This window comes from Arthrobacter sp. Cza30 (assembly GCF_059090765.1).
In genome coordinates, this window is record NZ_JBNHGA010000009.1 from 70,607 (window position 1) to 88,565 (window position 17,959).

Annotated in this window: 16 protein-coding genes; 6 read left to right on the forward strand and 10 right to left on the reverse strand. The window is 69.9% G+C overall.

What is annotated here, in order from left to right:
* Window positions 1-204: 204 nt before the first annotated feature.
* On the forward strand, window positions 205-1,407 hold the full coding sequence (locus tag AC5RVZ_RS26895; RefSeq protein ID WP_494068678.1) for an acyltransferase family protein: 1,203 nt from the start codon (window positions 205-207) through the stop codon (window positions 1,405-1,407).
* A 79-nt stretch (window positions 1,408-1,486) separates the two neighbouring features.
* On the forward strand, window positions 1,487-2,506 hold the full coding sequence (locus tag AC5RVZ_RS26900; protein WP_494068679.1) for an isopenicillin N synthase family dioxygenase: 1,020 nt from the start codon (window positions 1,487-1,489) through the stop codon (window positions 2,504-2,506).
* Between the two features lie 208 nt (window positions 2,507-2,714).
* Here AC5RVZ_RS26900 and rpsO read toward each other — a convergent pair whose 3' ends face one another.
* Window positions 2,715-2,984: a 30S ribosomal protein S15 gene (gene rpsO / locus AC5RVZ_RS26905; protein ID WP_039401864.1), complete on the reverse strand. Its 270-nt coding sequence runs from the start codon at window positions 2,982-2,984 to the stop codon at window positions 2,715-2,717.
* Window positions 2,985-3,228: 244 nt separating this feature from the next.
* Here rpsO and AC5RVZ_RS26910 point away from each other — a divergent pair, with 244 nt between their 5' ends.
* Together AC5RVZ_RS26910 and AC5RVZ_RS26915 are read left to right on the forward strand one after the other, a co-directional pair.
* Entirely contained in the window at window positions 3,229-4,533 is a 1,305-nt protein-coding gene (locus AC5RVZ_RS26910) for an MFS transporter (RefSeq protein ID WP_494068886.1), read from the forward strand.
* A gap of 84 nt (window positions 4,534-4,617) precedes the next feature.
* Window positions 4,618-5,568, forward strand: coding sequence for a DMT family transporter (locus AC5RVZ_RS26915; RefSeq protein ID WP_494068680.1), 951 nt, complete (start codon window positions 4,618-4,620; stop codon window positions 5,566-5,568).
* Window positions 5,569-5,622: 54 nt separating this feature from the next.
* Here the strand turns inward: AC5RVZ_RS26915 and AC5RVZ_RS26920 are convergent, their stop codons facing one another.
* Window positions 5,623-5,991, reverse strand: coding sequence for an FKBP-type peptidyl-prolyl cis-trans isomerase (locus AC5RVZ_RS26920; RefSeq protein WP_494068681.1), 369 nt, complete (start codon window positions 5,989-5,991; stop codon window positions 5,623-5,625).
* Between the two features lie 163 nt (window positions 5,992-6,154).
* Window positions 6,155-7,378 (reverse strand): PrsW family intramembrane metalloprotease, encoded by a 1,224-nt coding sequence (locus tag AC5RVZ_RS26925; RefSeq protein WP_494068682.1) that lies wholly within the window; start codon window positions 7,376-7,378, stop codon window positions 6,155-6,157.
* A gap of 65 nt (window positions 7,379-7,443) precedes the next feature.
* On the opposite strand from AC5RVZ_RS26925, the gene AC5RVZ_RS26930 reads away from it, so the two are divergent.
* A complete protein-coding gene (locus AC5RVZ_RS26930) occupies window positions 7,444-8,307 on the forward strand; it encodes a fumarylacetoacetate hydrolase family protein (protein ID WP_494068683.1) in 864 nt (287 codons plus the stop codon).
* 48 nt (window positions 8,308-8,355) lie between these two features.
* Here the strand turns inward: AC5RVZ_RS26930 and AC5RVZ_RS26935 are convergent, their stop codons facing one another.
* The 5 genes from AC5RVZ_RS26935 to AC5RVZ_RS26955 all read right to left on the reverse strand — a co-directional run bounded on the left by AC5RVZ_RS26935 (window position 8,356) and on the right by AC5RVZ_RS26955 (window position 13,193).
* Window positions 8,356-8,793 (reverse strand): DUF4190 domain-containing protein, encoded by a 438-nt coding sequence (locus AC5RVZ_RS26935; protein ID WP_494068684.1) that lies wholly within the window; start codon window positions 8,791-8,793, stop codon window positions 8,356-8,358.
* Between the two features lie 120 nt (window positions 8,794-8,913).
* Window positions 8,914-10,389, reverse strand: a complete 1,476-nt coding sequence (locus AC5RVZ_RS26940) for an aspartate ammonia-lyase (RefSeq protein ID WP_494068685.1) — start codon at window positions 10,387-10,389, stop codon at window positions 8,914-8,916.
* Window positions 10,390-10,559: 170 nt separating this feature from the next.
* The gene (locus AC5RVZ_RS26945) at window positions 10,560-11,489 is read right to left on the reverse strand and encodes a phosphodiesterase (RefSeq protein ID WP_494068686.1); all 930 of its coding nucleotides are present in this window, start codon (window positions 11,487-11,489) and stop codon (window positions 10,560-10,562) included.
* A gap of 49 nt (window positions 11,490-11,538) precedes the next feature.
* A complete protein-coding gene (locus AC5RVZ_RS26950) occupies window positions 11,539-11,871 on the reverse strand; it encodes a peptidase (protein ID WP_494068687.1) in 333 nt (110 codons plus the stop codon).
* Window positions 11,868-13,193 carry an inorganic phosphate transporter gene (locus tag AC5RVZ_RS26955; RefSeq protein ID WP_494068688.1) on the reverse strand — a complete coding sequence of 442 codons (1,326 nt, stop codon included), beginning with the start codon at window positions 13,191-13,193 and terminating at the stop codon, window positions 11,868-11,870. Before AC5RVZ_RS26955 ends, AC5RVZ_RS26950 begins: the two co-directional genes overlap by 4 nt.
* A 188-nt stretch (window positions 13,194-13,381) precedes the next feature.
* On the opposite strand from AC5RVZ_RS26955, the gene AC5RVZ_RS26960 reads away from it, so the two are divergent.
* Entirely contained in the window at window positions 13,382-15,505 is a 2,124-nt protein-coding gene (locus AC5RVZ_RS26960; protein WP_494068689.1) for a S9 family peptidase, read from the forward strand.
* 150 nt (window positions 15,506-15,655) lie between these two features.
* Here AC5RVZ_RS26960 and AC5RVZ_RS26965 read toward each other — a convergent pair whose 3' ends face one another.
* Both AC5RVZ_RS26965 and AC5RVZ_RS26970 read right to left on the reverse strand, forming a co-directional pair.
* Entirely contained in the window at window positions 15,656-16,576 is a 921-nt protein-coding gene (locus AC5RVZ_RS26965; protein WP_494068690.1) for a putative endonuclease domain-containing protein, read from the reverse strand.
* Between the two features lie 249 nt (window positions 16,577-16,825).
* Window positions 16,826-17,854, reverse strand: a complete 1,029-nt coding sequence (locus AC5RVZ_RS26970) for an ATP-dependent 6-phosphofructokinase (protein WP_494068691.1) — start codon at window positions 17,852-17,854, stop codon at window positions 16,826-16,828.
* Window positions 17,855-17,959: the final 105 nt, after the last annotated feature.

Below are 17,959 nucleotides of genomic sequence, written 5' to 3' on the forward strand. Positions count from 1 at the left end.
CTCTCCGCTTCCTCGCCGTGCCGGGATCTCCGTCGCAGCGAATCCATGCAAATGAATGTATCTTGTGCAACGCGCCCACGCCAAGGTTATTCCCGATCGGATGCCGCGGTCCCGGCACTGCCGTTCCAAGCCGATGCACCACATCCCGCGCCCGTTGCAACCCCATGCGCGGCCGGGAACGGGCGGGATAGTGTGACACGCGCCATGACAGAACCAGCCAGACCGGCCGCCGCCGCGGCATCCCCCGCGTCGCCGCCGACGGGCGCGACGAAAGCCGCACGCGCCAAGCGACGTGTGCCGTTCTGGGACAACGCCCGGTTCGCGTGCATCGTGCTCGTGGTGCTCGGTCACGCGGTGCAGCGACTGACGTACGACTCCGACATCGCCCTCGCGCTGTATCTCGTCGTCTACGCCTTCCACATGCCCGCGTTCGCCATCATCTCGGGCTACTTCTCGAAATCGGATGCTCCGAGCAGGACTCAGATGGCGCGCATCATCACCGACATCCTGCTGCCGTACGTCATCTTCGAGGGGCTGTGGACGCTGACGAAGTGGCTCGTGGAAGGACAGGCCAACCCCAACCTCACCCAGCCGTCGTGGACGCTGTGGTTCCTGCTGGCCCTGGGCATCTTCCGTCTCGTGCTGCCGTATCTGGCGCTGCTTCGCTGGCCGCTCGCGTGGACGATCGTCATCTCGATCGGCGCCGGGTATCTGCCCAACATCGATTCGACCTTCTCACTGTCGCGCACCCTCGGTCTGCTGCCGTTCTTCGCGCTGGGCTGGTGGCTGCGCGAACGCGACATCGTGGCGCGATGGCGGCTTCTCGAGCGCCGGCCCTGGTGGACGACACTCGCCGGGATCGCCACGCTCGCCGTGGCGGGGTGGGCGGCATGGTTCTTCATCGACCGGTGGCAGGACATGAACCTGCGCGAGTGGCTCTTCTACGACGAGAACTACGCCGCGATCGGCGGCACGCAGTGGTGGGCCGGCGCCGTGCGCCTCGCGCTCATCGTCGTCGCGCTCACGCTCGCGACGGCGTTCTTCGCGCTGCTACCGCTGGGGACGCACTGGTGGACGCACTTCGGGCAGTACACGATGTACGTCTATCTCCTCCACTCGTTCGTGCTGTACCCGTTCCGGGAGTCCGGAGTGCTCCGCGGCCTCGACCCGACGTGGATCTGGCTGCCGATCGTCATCGTGCTCTCGGTGCTCATCGCTCTCGGCCTTGCCACCAGACCCGTCCGGTGGCTCTTCCGTCCTCTCATCGAGCCGCGCCCGACGTGGCTGTTCACCGACCGGCGCCTCGCTCGGCGCGAGAACCGCAGCAGCGACCCGACGGGCTCCAAGCGGACACACGAGGAGCCCCGGCCGGCGCGCCTGCGGGCGGACCCTCGCCAGAACGGGTGACCGCAGGCAGCACCCCGGCGGACGCTTAACCCGGCGCAACATTCGGCCGGAAGCGGCGGTGACGGCCTAGCCTCGCCTCATGAGCGACCTGAACCTCCCGATCCTCGACCTGTCGCAGCTGGATGCCGGACCGGAAGCGGCGGCGCGCTTCCGCGACGACCTGCGCGCGGCGACGCATGAGGTGGGCTTCTTCTACCTCACGGGCACCGGCGTCACGCCGGAGCTCGAGAGCCGGCTGCACCGCGCCGCCCGGGACTTCTTCGCCCTGCCCGACGCGGACAAGCTCGCCATCGAGAACGTCAAGAGCCCTCACTTCCGCGGCTATACGCGTGTGGGCGGCGAGCGCACGCAGGGCAAGGTGGACTGGCGCGAGCAGATCGACATCGGTCCCGAGCGCGAGGCCGTGACCGATCCCGACGCACCGGATTTCGCACGACTGATCGGCCCGAACCTGTGGCCCGACGCCCAGCCGGAACTGCGAGAGGTCGTCTCCGAGTGGCACGATCACCTCTCCGGCGTGGCGCGGAAGCTGCTGCGGGCCTGGGCGCTGTCCCTCGGTGCCCCCGAGACCTACTTCGACGAGCACTTCGGCGAGCCCTCCACGCTCATCAAGATCGTGCGCTACCCCGGCAAGGAGGACCCCACGCCAGGACAGGGCGTCGGTGCACACAAGGACTCCGGAGTGCTCACGCTGCTGTGGGTGGAGCCCGGCAAGGGCGGCCTCCAGGTCGAGCGCGACGGCACGTGGGTCGACGCGCCGCCGGTGCCGGGGGCATTCGTGGTGAACATCGGCGAGCTGCTCGAGTATGCGACCCAGGGCTACCTCATCGCCACGAACCACCGCGTGATCTCGCCGCGCTACCCCGACGACCGCATCTCGGTGCCGTTCTTCTTCAACCCGGCCCTGGACAAGCGACTCCCCCTCATCGAGCTGCCGGCGGAGCTCGCGGCGCGCTCGCGCGGTGTGACCCAGGACCCGTCGAATCCGATCCACGCGCTGTACGGCGAGAACGCCCTCAAGTCCCGGCTGCGCGCGCACCCGGACGTCGCCGCGATCCACCACGCCGACCTGCTGGCCGCGCGCACGTCGCCGTCCTGAGGCATCCGCTCCTCCGCCCCCTCCCCCTCGCCCTGTTCGCGAGACAGCATCGGAGCGCCGAGACCGCGCACTCAGACGTGCAGTCTCGGCGCTCCACTGCAGTCTCGCGGGCGGGTGGGACAGCAGTGGACGGGAACGGAGAAGGCCTCCCCACACCGTGGGGAGGCCTTCACAAGAATGTTCTGCGCGATTGAACGCTGGTTCGCGATTAGCGGCGGAGCCCGAGACGCTCGATCAGCGACCGGTAACGGTTGATGTCGATGTCCTGGAGGTAGCCGAGCAGACGGCGGCGCTGACCGACGAGCAGGAAGAGGCCACGACGCGAGTGGTGGTCGTGCTTGTGCTCCTTCAGGTGCTCGGTGAGGTCCTTGATGCGCTGCGTCAGCATCGCGACCTGCACCTCGGGGGATCCGGTGTCACCGGGGTGCGTCGCGTACTCTTCGATGATCGCCTTCTTGACGTCTGCATCCAGTGCCATAGGTGATCCCCTTCCTCGTCGTTGCGCGGCGCCCGACGCCTTGTGCGTCGAGCTCTCTTTCTCCGCGGCCGATCTAACGGCAACCTCACGATTCTACCAGCCTCCGGACGGCCGGGCGAACGCGGATTGGTCGCCGCCCGCGCCACGCGATTACGCTCGGAAGGTGCCGAGCCCCGACCCCGTCGATCCCGGTCCCTCCCCGGCTCCGGCGGAACGGACATCGGTCGACGAGCACACCGGAAGCCTGCCGCCGCGCCGCAGTCACCTCATCGACCTGCGCCCGTTCCGGGCGAGCCCGGCCTTCACCCGCATGTGGGTGGGGTCCACGCTGGCGGGCCTGGGCGGCCAGCTGACGATCGTCGCCGTGATGCTGCACATGTACGACCTCACCGGTTCGACCTTCGCCGTGTCGATGATCGCCGTCGCGGGGCTCGTCCCCATGATCATCGCCGGCGTCTACGGCGGCATGCTCGCCGACGCGTTCGATCGCCGCGCGGTCGCGCTCGTCGCCGCGTCGATCACGTTCGGCTCGACGGCGGTGCTGGCGGTGCTCGCGTGGACCCGGCTCGAGACGGAGTGGTGGCTGTACGCCCTCAGCATCGTCAACTCGTCCGCGAACTCCATCGTGATGGCCACGCGGCAGGCCATCGTGCCGCGCCTCCTCCCGCGGGATCTGCTGCCGGCGGCATCCGCGCTGGGTGGGATCACTGTCGGGATCATGGTGATGGCGGGGCCCGCGCTCGCGGGCGTTCTGGTGGCGCTGACCGGCTACGCGTGGACGTACACGCTGGATGTCGTGCTCATGCTCTCGCTGTTCCTCGGGCTGTGGACCCTTCCCAGACTCCGGCCGGAGGGCGAGATCGTGCGCCCCGGACTGGAATCGCTGCGCGACGGATGGCGGTTCCTGCGCCGCGCGTCCAACATCCGGCTGCAGTTCATCCTGGACATCATCGCGATGACGTTCGGGCAGCCGCTGGCGCTGTTCCCCGCGATCGGGGCGGTGCTGCTCGGCGGCGGACCCATCACCACGGGCGTTCTCACGGCGTCGATCGCGGTGGGCGCCTTCACCTCCAGCCTCTTCTCGGGGCGCGTCGGCGCCTATCGGCGGCATGGCCTGGGGATCGAGCGGGCGATCCTCGTCTACGGGGGCGCCATCGCCGTACTGGGCATGGTCCTCGGCGCCGCCGCCCTGGGCTGGTTCGCGCCCGCGGGCGTCGACGTCGATACGCCCAACGTGGTGCTGATCGCCGCCGCATGCGTCGCCCTCGCCGTCTCCGGCGCCGCAGACAACATCAGCTCGATCTTCCGCAACACCATGGTGCAGGCGGCGGTGCCCGACGCCATCCGCGGGCGACTGCAGGGCGTGTTCATCGTCGTGGTCGCCGGCGGCCCTCGCGTCGGCGCGCTGTACGCCGGCACGCTCGCCACCCTGGCGGCGCTGTGGTTCCCGCCGCTGCTCGGCGGCTTCATCATCCTCGCCCTCGTCGCGACGCTCGTCCGCCTCAGTCCGCGGTTCCGCGCGTACGACGCCGAGAACCCGGCGCCGTAGCCCGACGGTCGAGCATCGGCGGATTTCGGACGCGGCATCCGCTGCACGGTGCCCGGGTCGGATGCCGGGGCTAGAGTCGCCGTCGTGTCCACCGCCTCCGCCCGCTCCCTGATCGACCCGGCCACGCGCACGGTGTCCCCGGTCGCGGTCGCGGTGCAGTTCGGGCTGACGGGCATCGTCTGGGGTTCGAGCTTCCTGTTTATGAAGGTCTCGCTCGAGGGCATGTCGCCCGGGCAGGTCGCGTGGTCGCGGCTGATCCTCGGAGCGCTCGCGCTCGGCGTCTTCGTCGCGATCCGGCGGGAGCCGCTGCCACGCGCGCTGCGCGTGTGGGCGCATATGACCGTGCTGGCCGTCAGCTTCTGCGTCGTGCCCTTCCTGCTGTTCTCGTGGGCGCAGCAGCATGTGACATCGGGGCTCGCGAGCATCTACAACGCCACGACGCCCATCATGACCGCGATCATGGCGGCCGCGGTGTTCCGCGTCGAGCGCCTGCGGGCGCTGCAGCTGGTCGGGATCGCCGTCGGCATCGCCGGCGTGGTCGTCATCATCGCCCCCTGGCAGGGGCTCGACCTCTCACGGGGCCTCGTCCCGCAGCTGGCCATCCTGGGGGCCACCGCCTGCTACGGATTCAGCTTCGCGTACATGCGACGGTTCGTCGCGGGCACCGGCATGAGCGCCCTGATGTTCTCGTTCCTGAACATCGGCATCGCGGCGGCGATCATGGTGCTGCTGACGCCCGCGCTCGTGCTGACTCCTGTCGAGCTCGACGTCTGGATCGTGCTCAGCATGCTGCTGCTCGGCGCGGTCGGCACGGGGATCGCGTACATCTGGAACCAGAACACGGTCCGGGCATGGGGGCCGACACGCGCGTCGACCGTGACGTACATCACGCCCGTGGTGGGCGTCATCCTGGGAGTGGTGATCCTCGGCGAGCGGCTGAGCTGGAACGAGCCGGTGGGAGCGCTCGTGGTGTTCCTCGGCATCCTGCTCGCGCAGGACCGTCTGCGCCGTCGGCGCGCGACGCCCGGCGCCTGACGCGACGGAGGGGCGGACGCCGCAGCATCCGCCCCTCCGTGAAACCCCGCGGGGTCAGCCGACGGAGATCAGGTCGATGACGAAGATCAGGGTCTTGCCGCCGAGGAAGTGGCCGCCGGCGGGCCCGTACGCCAGGTGCGGCGGGATCACGAGCTCACGGCGACCGCCGACCTTCATGCCCGGGATGCCGTCCTGCCAGCCCTGGATGAGGCCGCGGAGCGGGAACTGGATGCTCTCGCCGCGGTTCCACGACGAGTCGAACTCTTCGCCGGAGTCGTACTCGACGCCGACGTAGTGGACGGTCACGGTGTCGCCGGGCTTGGCCTCGGCGCCGTCGCCCACGACGAGGTCGCGGATGACCAGGTCGGCGGGTGCGGGTCCGGTCGGGGCGTCGATCTCGGGCTTGGTGCGGTCGTCAGTCATGGACCCATCCAAGCACGCCCGCGCAGGGCGACGCAGGAGTCGTTCGCTCATGGCGTGCTCGCGACAAGACTCAGCGCCCGGTGCCGCGGCGATGCCTGCGTGTCTACCGAGCGCTGAGTTGTTCTGACATCAGGATGCCTACGCCACTGGGGCCTGTCAAGACCTACGGCGCGAACATGGCGGCGCGCGTGGCGGCGGTCTTGTTCAGCAGCTCGCGCTCGTCCGCCGGGGCATGCGGGTCCCGCCCGGTGAGGGCGCGCTGCCGCGTCGCGGCCAGCGCCGTGGCATCCGCGATGAACGACCTCATCAACGGCGTGCGGTCCCCCCGCAGCCCACGCGCCCATGTCAGGGCAGCCCGGCGTCCCGCACCCGTGGCGAGCATCTCGACCTCCTGGGGCGTGAACCATCCGGCTTCGGCGTACTCGCCGAGTCGGCGCCGTGTGAGCCGGGACTCCTCGCGCCGCAGCCCGATGATGCCGAGGATGAACCCCACGAACAGCGGCACCTGCAGCGTCACGTACAGCGCCAGGAAGTCGCCGAACATCGCCGAGCCGTTCCACAGCGCATGCAGGGCGATCGCCCCGGCGAGGCCGAGAAGCCAGGGTCCGAGCGCGTGGCCCGCCGGCATCCCCCGCCGCGCGGCGAGGCCCAGGGCGAAGCCGGTCACGCTGGTGAACATGACATGCGCGAACGGCGAGAGGATGCCCCGCATGAAGAAGGTGACGGACGTCTCGGCCGCGCCGCCCTCGATGAAGCTCAGCGCGAAGTACTGGATGTTCTCGGTGAAGGCGAAGCCGGCACCGACGAGCGCGCCGTAGACGATGCCGTCCACCGGTCCGTCGAACGCCCGACGTGCCGTCGCGAAGATCAGGAAGACGCCCAGGCCCTTGGCGACCTCCTCCACGACGGGAGCCTGCACGACCGTGCGGAACACCTCACGCACCACCGACCCGTCGTTCCCGATCGACAGCGCCAGGATGAGGTCCACGCCCAGCGCGATGCCGATCGCCGCGATCGCTCCCCACGCGACCGCCAGGACGAGCAGACCCCGCGGCTCGGGCTCCCACCGGTCGACGATGCGCACGGCCAGGAGGACGCCCGCCAGCGGGAAGAGCGCGAGGACCATGCCCACCAGGGACGCGGCCGGGCCGATCGCGTTCAGGAAGTACCCGACGAGCGCGACGAGCAGGAGCACCAGGATGCCGACGATCCAGATCGGCGCGCTGCGTCCGCGCCGCGCCGGAACGGGCGCGACCGGCACCGGCGCCGGGGAGATGGCCGGCGGTGCGATCCTCGCCGGCTGCGCGTGGGACGGCTGCGCGAGCGGAGAGGCGAAGGCGGGCGGCGTCAGAGAAGGGCGCGATCGCGCGGGACCCTCGTGCGTCATGCGCTCAGCCTAGGGGCGCCCGCGGCAGCACGGTCGCTTCGCGGCAGGACGGGTAGGTTGGAAGGATGCGTTTCGCCCACGTCATCCCGCCCGACCCGCGCGAACCGCGGCTCGTCCTGGTCGACGGCGACGAAGCGGTGTTCGTCGACGAGCTGTTCGACGGCGCGCCGAGCGCGCTGGAGGACCTCATCGCCGGCGGCGAGGAGCTGCTGGCGCGCGTGAGGGAGAACGCGTCGGCCGGAGCGAGGCATCCCCTCGATGGTCAGCGCTACGCCCCTGCCGTGCTCACCCCGCCGGTGATCCTCGCGATCGGATTGAACTACGCGGCGCACTCGAGCGAGCTGGGGCTGAAGACCGACTCCACCCCGACGGTGTTCGTGCTGTGGCCGAACTCGCTGGCAGGGCACGGCGACACCACGACGTGGCCGCGCTCGCTGAGCGAGTCGGTCGACTACGAAGCGGAGCTCGGCGTCATCATCGGGACGCCGGCGCGGGATGTCTCTCCGGAGCAGGCGCTCGAGCACGTCTGGGGCTACACCGTCGTCAACGACATCACCGCTCGCGACATCCAGTACTCCGAAGCGCAGTGGTCGCGCTGCAAGTCCTTCGACGGCTTCACACCCACGGGCCCGTTCGTGGTGACCGCCGACGAGGTGCCCGACCCGCAGGCGCTGCACATCTGGACGGTGCTGGACGGCCGGACGATGCAGGACGCGTCGACCGGGCAGATGGTGCGCCCGGTGGCCACGCTCATCTCGCACCTGTCGAAGTCCGCGACGCTGCTGCCGGGCACCCTCATCTCGACCGGAAGCCCCGGCGGAGCGGGCTACTCCCGCGACCCGCAGGTGTTCCTCCGGGACCGCTCCACCGTCACCGTCGGAATCGACGGGATCGGAGCGCTCACGACGCACTGCCGCATCGTCGATTGACGCCGAAGGGCGGATCCATCGCGGACCCGCCCTTCGAGGAGTTCGTCATCAGTTGCAGGTGATGGTGCCGCCGCCCTCGAGCTCCCAGACACCGGGTCCGAGCTCCGCGCACGCCGCCGCGAGGCCCCCGAAGACCGTCGTGAGCACGACGATCGCGATGATGATGCCGAGCACCATGAGGACCGCGGAGATGATGATGGCCGCGACCGCCCAGCCGTTCTTGTGACCGGCCTTCCGGCTCTGCACGAGCGCGACGATGCCGAGGATCAGCGCGACCAGCTGCACGAAGAACGACAGGATGAACGCGACGATGCCCATCGTCTTGCCCGGGACGGCGGCGCCGTCGGCCTGGCCCTGCGGCGCCGGCGGAGCCGATGCGTACGACGGCTGCCCGTACGACTGCGGCGCGGGCGCTCCGCCGTAGGCGGGCGGCGCCGGCGGGACGTTCGACGCCGGCTGCGGGCCGGGGTTGTTCGGGTCGGTCATGGTCTTCCTCTCGGTCGGGACGACAGCACGGTATCGGTCCGAGGTGTCCGAGGCAACGAACCGCGCCGCGCAGCGGCGTCCCCGGCCCGACGGAGGAGATCAGGAGGATCCGGAGGCGCGTCAGATCTCGCTGTCGAGCTCCGGCGCCACATCGACCGCGCCTGCGATCGGGATCGTCGCCGTGATCGTCTCCAGACCCGACAGCCGCGCGGGCGAGAGCTGCTTGATGACCTCGTCGCGGGACATCAGCCCCGCCTCCACGACGAGGTCGGCGACGCTCCGGCCGGTGAGCAGCGCCGTCTTGGCGAGGGCGGCGGCGGCGGCGTAGCCAATGAACGGTGTCAGTGCGGTGATGACGCCCACGGAGGAGCCGACCATCGCGCCCAGCCGTCCACGGTTCGCGGTGATCCCCTCCACGCAGTTGACGCGCAGGGTGTGCATGCCACGACGCATCCACGTGATCGACTGGAAGATGGAGTGCGCGATCACCGGCTCGAAGGCGTTCAGCTGCAGCTGCCCTCCTTCGGCGGCCATGGTCACGGTCAGGTCCGCCCCGGCGACCGCGAAGGCGACCTGGTTCACCACCTCCGGGATCACCGGGTTCACCTTGCCGGGCATGATGCTCGAGCCCGCCTGGCGCGCGGGGAGGTTGATCTCGCCGAGGCCCGCCTGCGGGCCCGATGAGAGCAGCCGCAGGTCGTTGCAGATCTTCGACAGCTTGATGGCGTTGCGCTTGAGCGACGCCGAGAACGACATGAACGCGCCGGTGTCGCTCGTGGATTCGACCAGGTCGGTCGCCAGCTCCAGGTCGAGACCGGTGATCTCGCGGAGGTGCCGCAGCACCGCGTTGCCGTAGCTCGGATGCGTGGTGATGCCGGTGCCGATGGCCGTGGCCCCCATGTTGACCTCGTACAGCAGGTACGCGTTCTCCTTGAGGCGGCTGTAGTCCTCGCCGAGGGTCGTGGCGAACCCGTGGAACTCCTGCCCGAGTGTCATGGGCACGGCGTCCTGCAGCTGGGTGCGGCCCACCTTGAGGACGTCGTGGAACTCGACGGCCTTCTGAAGGAACGCCTTGCGCAGCAGGTCGAGCTCGTCCAGGAGCGTCTGGAGGTCGAGCCCCAGCCCCACCTTGATCGCGGTGGGATAGACGTCGTTCGTGGACTGGCTGCGGTTGGTGTGGTCGATCGGCGAGAGGTAGTCGTAATCGCCCTTCTCACGCCCTGCCAGTTCGAGCGCGATGTTGGTGATCACCTCGTTCGCGTTCATGTTCGTGGACGTCCCGGCGCCGCCCTGGATGACGCCGACCACGAACTGGTCGTGATACCGCCCGTCGATCACCAGCTGCGCCGCACGGTCGATGAGATCGGCTTTCTCGGCGTCGAGCACGCCGATCTCCTTGTTCGCGCGCGCCGACGCCTGCTTGACCATCGCCAGCGCCTTCACCAGGTCCTTGTAGACCGAGATCGGCCGCTTCGAGATCGGGAAGTTCTCCAGCGCCCGCGCGGTGTGGATGCCCCAGTAGGCATCCGCGGGGATCTCCATCGAGCCGAGCGAGTCGGTCTCGGTGCGGGTTCGCGTCATTGCGTCCAGAGCCATGTGTGCAGTCCTCGTGGGTCGTTCACAGCGGTGTGCGGGTTGCCTCCGACACTACCTGCGACGCCCGGGGCGACGGATGTACACCGCGTACAGGCATCCCGATCCGTGCATACGCCACGGAGGGTGGCGTACGCGATCCCGCCGGCTCGCCGGACGCGCCCCGCGTCGCGTCACACACGCTTGCGCGAGAAGACCTCCAGCCGCTCCTGCGGCGTCAGCTGCGCCATCCGCGCGACCCACTCCCCCGAGAAGAAGTCGGCGGTCTCGGCCTGTGCCACCGGCACCACGGCGTGGGTGATCGTGTCGTCGTAGACGTGCACGAGCTGGAACGACTGCCCGGCATCCATGCCGTTGACCTCCACCGCCGGGCGCGCCAGGTTCATGGTGTAGCAGCTGGCCGACGCCACGCTCACGGGGACACCTGCGAAGGTCCCGCTGGTGGCGTAGTGCAGGTGTCCGGCGAGGATCGCGCGGACATCGGTGCCCGCGATGACGTCCGCCAGGCGCTGCTGGTCGCGCAGCTCCAGGATGTCGAACAGCGGCACGTGCGACGGGAGCGGAGGGTGGTGCAGGGCGAGGATCGTGCCCAGTGGCGCCGGCGTCGCCAGCACGTCGCCGAGCCACTCCAGCTGCGCCTCGTCGAGATCGCCGTGGTGCCACCCCGGCACGGTGGAATCCAGCGCGACCACACGCAGACCGTCGAGGTCCCACGCGCCGGTGACCGGGTCCTGCGTCGGCGCGAGCCCGAGCAGTTCCTCTCGCAGCGCGGGGCGCTCATCGTGGTTGCCGGCGACCCAGATCACCGGGGCTCCCAGACGCTCGGCGACGGGCTCGACCGCTTCGCGCAGCGCCGCGTACGCCTCGGGTTCACCGAGATCGGTGAGGTCGCCGGTGAACACGATCGCGTCGGGGCGGATGCCGGTCGCCTCGGCGGCCGCCAGCATGCGCTCGAGGTTCGCCGCAGTGTCGTATCGACCACCCAGCGGCGGGTTGCCCGCCAGCAGGTGGGTGTCGCTCAGGTGCAGCAGAGTCCGCCGCGCGGGCGGGTACTGCCCGAATCGGACGTCGGCGGCGGCATCGGGAGCGGGCGTCGGCACCATGCGCTCAGCCTAGGCGGTGGCGCCGACGCGGCGAGGATCCGACCGCGGCTCAGTGATTGATGACGATCAGCAGGATACCGCCGACCACGGCCGCCGCGCACACGCCGAAGCAGGTGTACGCGCCGACCAGCGCGACGAGCTTCTGGCCCTCGGTGAGCGGATTGCGCTTGGCGACCTTCGCCGCCGCCTTCTCCATCCGCCGGGCCTGCTTCTCGGAGATCACCGTGATGGCGTCGGTGAACTCGGCCGGGACCACCACCGGCGGGCGCCCGGCGCGCACCAGCAGGCGCAGGCCGATCGCGTAGAAGCCCACGACGATGAGCGCTGCCGTCAGAGCCGCCGCGAACACCTGAAGGAACGCGAGCCAGTCGATCGAGATCACGGCCGGCCTCCGTCCTTCGGGGTGGTGGGTGTCCGCGTCGCATCCGCGGCGCGCGCAGCCTCCTTGGCCTCCTTGGCCGCCTTCTTCTTGGCCGCGGCATCGTCGGCCGCCTTCCGGCGCGCCTCCTCACGCGCCATGGCCCGCTGCCGACGCGTGGGCGGCGGGTTCCGCTTGACCTTGACGGCCCGCCCGGACTCGGCCACTTCGCTCATGGCGTTCCCGGCATGCACCGCGTTGCGGCGCGACCGGAGGAACAGGCCGAGGATGATCACCACCGCGAGCACGGCGTCGATCATGATGCCCCAGAACCCGAGCCAGACCACGATGAGCGCCGCGAGGGCTCCCACCGCACCTGCGGCGGGGAGCGTCAGCACCCAGCCGATCATGATCCGGCCGGCGGTGCGCCAGCGGACCTGCGAGCCGCGCCGTCCCAGACCGGAGCCGATGACGGACCCGGAGGCCACCTGCGTGGTCGACAGCGCGAAGCCGAGGGCGCTGGAGGCGAGGATCGTCGAGGCGGTGGAGCTCTCCGCGGCGAAGCCCTGCGCGGGCTTGACCTCGGTCAGGCCCTTGCCGAGCGTGCGGATGATGCGCCAGCCCCCCATGTAGGTGCCCAGTGCGATCGTGATGGCGCAGGCGAAGATGACCCAGGTCTGCGGCTCGTGATGCTCGGCTGACTGCCAGCCCACCGTGATCAGGGCGAGCGTGATGACGCCCATCGTCTTCTGCGCGTCGTTCGTGCCGTGCGCGAGCGCGACCAGGGACGACGTGAAGATCTGCCCGAACCGGAAGCCCGATCGGCCGTCCGGCTTGGCGTCGTAGCGCCGGGTGACGACGTATGCCAGCTTGGTGGCGGTGAAGGCGATGACGCCGGCGGTGACCGGGGCGATGAGCGCGGGCAGGATGACCTTCGACATCACCACGCCGAAGTCGATGGCCATGGCTCCGACGCCGACGAGCGTGGCGCCGAGCAGACCGCCGAACAGGGCGTGCGACGAAGACGACGGCAGGCCGAGCAGCCACGTGAGCATGTTCCACGTGATCGCGCCGATGAGGCCGGCGAAGATGATCGCCGGAAAGACCGTGGCGGAGATCTCCTCCTCGCGGATCATCCCGCCGGAGATCGTCTTGGCGACCTCGGTCGACAGGAAGGCACCGATGAGGTTCAGGATCGCCGCGAGCAGGACGGCCGTCTTGGGCTTGAGCGCCCCGGTGGCAATGGGCGTGGCCATCGCGTTGGCGGTGTCGTGGAACCCGTTGGTGAAGTCGAAGAACAGCGCCAGCGCGATCACCAGCACGATGATGAGGGTTGCGGTTTCCACCGTTCGCTTTCCGTGAGGGGTGTGGAGAAGGGTGCCGACGGGATCGGCGTGACGAACGAACAGTTCACCTTGCGTTCAGGAACCGGCAACCGGCCTCGAAGAATCCTTACACCCGCTCCGGCTCGGGTCAACTCGGTGCGGGCCCGCCGCCGAGGCGGTGCGACGGAGATGCCGACTAGCGTGGGAACGTGACCCTCTCCGACACCTCCGCACACGGCTCAGCCCCCGTCGCACCCGCTCGTCCGGTCGTCCGCTCGCACCACGGCGACGACGTCGAGGACCGGTACGAATGGCTCCGCGAAAAGGAGGACGCTGCCGTCATCGCGCACCTCGAGGCCGAGAACGCGTACACCCGGGAGCGCACGGCGCACCTCGAGACACTGCGAGGTCGCATCTTCGACGAGATCAAGGGCCGGACACGCGAGACGGACCTCTCCGTCCCTGTACGACGAGGCGAATGGTGGTACTACGGGCGGACGCTCGAGGGCAAGCAGTACGGCATCCAGTGCCGCGCTCCCCTGGCCTCTCCCGATGACTGGACGCCGCCGGAGCTCACGCCGGACGCCGACGTGCCCGGCGAGCAGATCCTGCTGGACGGCAACGTCGAGGCCGACGGTCACGAGTTCTTCTCGCTGGGCAGCTTCGAGGTGTCCAACGACGGCACCCTGATGCTGTACGGCGTCGATGTCGCCGGCGACGAGCGGTACACCGTCCGGGTGCGCGACCTCGCCAGCGGCGAGCAGCTCCCCGACGAGATCCCGGGCACCTTCGCCGGGGCCACCTTCTCCCCTGACGGCCGCTTCATCGTGTACACGACGGTGGATGACGCATGGCGCCCCGACACCGTGTGGCTCCACGAGCTCGGCACGCCGGTCGAGGACGACGTGAAGCTCTTCCACGAACCGGATGAGCGCTACTGGGTCGGAGCCGGTTTCACCCGCAGCGACCGGTTCCTCATGATCGAGGTGGGGTCCTCCATCACGTCCGAGGAGTGGCTGGTGGATGCCTCCGACCTTCGCTCCGAGCCCCGCGTGGTGTGGCCGCGCACCGAGGGCGTCGAGTACGAGAGCGCCCATGCGGTCATCGACGGCGAGGACGTGCTGTTCATCCTGCACAACGAGGACGCGCTGGACTTCGAGCTGGTGAGGGTGGCGGCATCCGATCCGTCCGGTCCCCGCACCGTGGTGATCCCGCACCGTCCGGGCCAGCGGCTGCTGGGCGTGTCGACGTTCCGCGACTGGGGCGTGGTCGGGTATCGCCGCGACGGACTGCCCCGGCTGGGCCTTCTCGACTATGCCGACGGCCGCGTGGACGAGCTCGCCTTCGAGGAGCCGCTGTACTCGGTGGGCACCGGCGGAAACCCGGAGTGGGCTCCCCCACTGCTGCGCATCGGCTTCGGCTCGTTCGTCACCCCGAGCACCGTGTACGACCTCGACATCGCCACGAGGGAGCTGCACCTGCGCAAGCGCCAGCCGGTGCTGGGCGGATACGACCCCGAGGACTACGGGCAGCAGCGGGTGTGGGCGACCGCCCAGGACGGCACCCGCATCCCCGTCTCGCTGGTGTGGAAGCGCTCATTCGGGGAGCCCGGCACAGCGCCCCGGCCGCTGCACCTCTACGGCTACGGCTCGTACGAGCACTCGATCGAGCCGGGATTCTCCGTCCCACGCCTGTCGGAGCTGGACCGCGGCGTCGTCTTCGCAGTCGCCCACGTGCGCGGCGGCGGCGAGATGGGGAGGCACTGGTACGAGGACGGCAAGCTCCTGAACAAGCGCAACACGTTCACGGACTTCGTGGACTCCGCGCGGCACCTGATCGACAGCGGATACACGACGCCCGACCGGCTCGTCGCCGAGGGCGGCTCGGCCGGCGGACTGCTCATGGGCGCGGTCGCCAACCTCGCGCCCGACCTGTTCGCCGGCATCCTGGCCGACGTGCCGTTCGTCGACGCGCTGACGACGATCCTCGACCCGTCGCTCCCCCTCACGGTGATCGAATGGGACGAGTGGGGCGACCCGCTCCACGATCCCGACGTATACGCGTACATGAAGTCCTACTCGCCGTACGAGAACGTCCGCGAGGACGTGACCTACCCCCGCATCCTCGCCGTGACGTCGCTCAACGACACCCGCGTGCTCTACGTCGAGCCGGCGAAGTGGGTGGCGCGCCTGCGCGAGGTCGGCGCGGACGCGCTGCTGAAGTGCGAGATGGTCGCCGGCCACGGCGGCGTGAGCGGGCGCTACAACGCCTGGAAGGAGCGCGCCTTCGAGCTGGCATGGCTTCTCGACGTCCTCGGCCTCGCCGACGACTGACGGCCCGAGCGGCGCGGCGGCCGAACGGGTCCGTGTCCCACTATGTCGGAGCCATGTCCCGAAAGACCGGCTGAGGAACCGGCGGCAACCGCTTCTTCGGGACACGCTCCGGTTCGCCGCGCTCGTGTTTCGGGCTGCTGAACCGCCGCGTCAGGTGCCCGGGCGCCAGCCGGCGCGGACGAGCGCCTCGCGCACCTTGCGCACCGCGTGCTGTCCGTCGCCCAGCATGTGGTGCTTCATGATGCGCACGTGATCCCAGCCCTGCGCGCGGATGCGGTCCCACCTGTCGCCGTCCTTGGCGAACTGGACGGGATCCTCGGCATGGACGCGGCCGTCGTACTCCGGCGCGACATGCCACCGCACATAGGCGAGGTCGAGCTCGGCCACGAAGCGTCCGCGGCCGTCCCGCAAGGTCCAGTTGAGCTCGGGCTCCGGCAGCCCGGCTCGAACGAGAAGCAGCCGCAGCTTCGTCTCCCGGGGTGAGCGCGGGCCGATGCGCACCTCGGCGAGACTGCGTGTGAGGATCCCGCCGCGCATGTCTCCCATGGCGGACACCTCCTCCCGAAGATCGCTGATGGTCGCCATCGGCGCGGCTCCGGACACGAGAAAGTCGGCCGCAGCCACGAGATCGTCGAGCGCCCAGATGCTGCCCGCCTGACGCCAAGCGCGCACCGGATGCTCCACGCGAAGGCCTTCCCGCGTGACGATGACCGCCGGTTCACGGATCTGCAGCCGGTGTCCGACGACACCTCGCGTGCGCGGCTCGCGTGCCGGGCGGTGCGCCGCGACGTGCAGGCGCGGACGATGGGGCCATTCCGGCAGCGGCGTCCCCACGAGTGCCAGCGCGGTCTCGTGGCTGAAGAACTGCCACGGGCGCAGCCGCGGGGCGTATTCGAGCGCTTCCGCAGCGAGGGCGGATGCCGCGCGCGGAGAAGCTTGCAACCGCACCCCGTGGAACGGCGCCGACAGGCTCAGGCGGGAGAGTCGTCCGTGCGATACGCCGAGCCGCCGGGCATCGGCGACGGTGAACGCGGACGGCAGCTCTCCCGGCAGCGGGCTCGGTCGCGGCATCCCACAAGCGTCGTGCCGGCGTCGCTCGGCGCGCAGGTTTCCACAGGCTCACCAGCGGCGGGGCCCGATCTCGCCTCTGTGGAGGAAGCGAGCGTGTCCCAGAAAGTCGGTGAGAACCGCCCTGCAGACCGGTATTTCGGGACACGCCGCCGGTATTTCGGGACACGCCGCCGTGGAATCGGGACACCGTGTCGATCGGCCGCCGCCGTGAGACCGGCGCACCGGCGGGGACGGGATACGACGGGAAGGTCAGCCGAAGAGGGCGGCGGCTTCCTCGTAGCGGTAGAGCGGGACGGTGTTGAGCTCCCCGAGGGCGTCGGCGAAGGGGACGCGGACGATGTCGATGCCGCGGAGGGCCACCATCTGACCCCATGCGCCGTCGACCACCGCGTCGGCGGCGTGCAGGCCGAGACGGGTGGCGAGCACGCGGTCGAACGCCGACGGCGACCCGCCGCGCTGGATGTGACCGAGCACGGTCGCACGGGTCTCGATGCCGGTGATCCGCTCGATCTCGGGGGCCAGCACCTCGCTGATGCCGCCCAGCCGGGGGCGGTTGAAGGCGTCGAGCCCCTTGTCGCTGTAGGCCTCCTCCATGCCCTTGAGCGTGAAGCCCTCCGAGACGACCACGAGCGGCGCGCGTCCGCGGTCGTGAGCCTTCGAGACGAGTTCGCAGATGTCGTCGATCGACATGGGCACCTCGGGGATGCAGATGGCGTGGGCGCCCGCGGCGATGCCCGCGTGCAGCGCGATCCAGCCCACGTGGCGGCCCATCACCTCGGCGACCATGCATCGCTGGTGCGAGTCGCCGGTCGTGCGGAGGCGGTCCATCGCGTCGGTGGCGATGTTGACGGCGGTGTCGAACCCGAACGAGTAATCGGTGGCGCGCAGGTCGTTGTCGATCGTCTTCGGGACGCCGAGCACGTTGATGCCGTCCTTGGACAGGCGGTTCGCCGCGGCGAGAGTGCCCTCGCCGCCGATCGCGATGATGCCGTCCAGGCGGTGCCCGTACATCGTCTTCGCGATGTTCTCGGCGCCGCCTCGCGGGCCTTCGTACGGGTTCGTGCGGCTCGTGCCGAGGATCGTGCCCCCGACCTTCGACAGGCCCTTCACCTCGTGCCGCGTCAGCGGGAAGAAGTCTCCGTCGACGACACCCTTCCAGCCGTCGCGGATGCCGACGAACTCGAGGTCGTACGTCGTCGTCCCCTTGAGGACGACGCCGCGGATGACCGCGTTCAGCCCGGGGCAGTCGCCGCCGCTGGTCAGGATGCCGATCTTCATAGCTCAAGTTCCTCGCTGTCGGGTGAAGAGGGTCGGCGACGCTGCCTCACCCGAGATTAGTGCCGGATGCGGCGCCCTGCCACACGGCGACCACCCGGCGCCGCG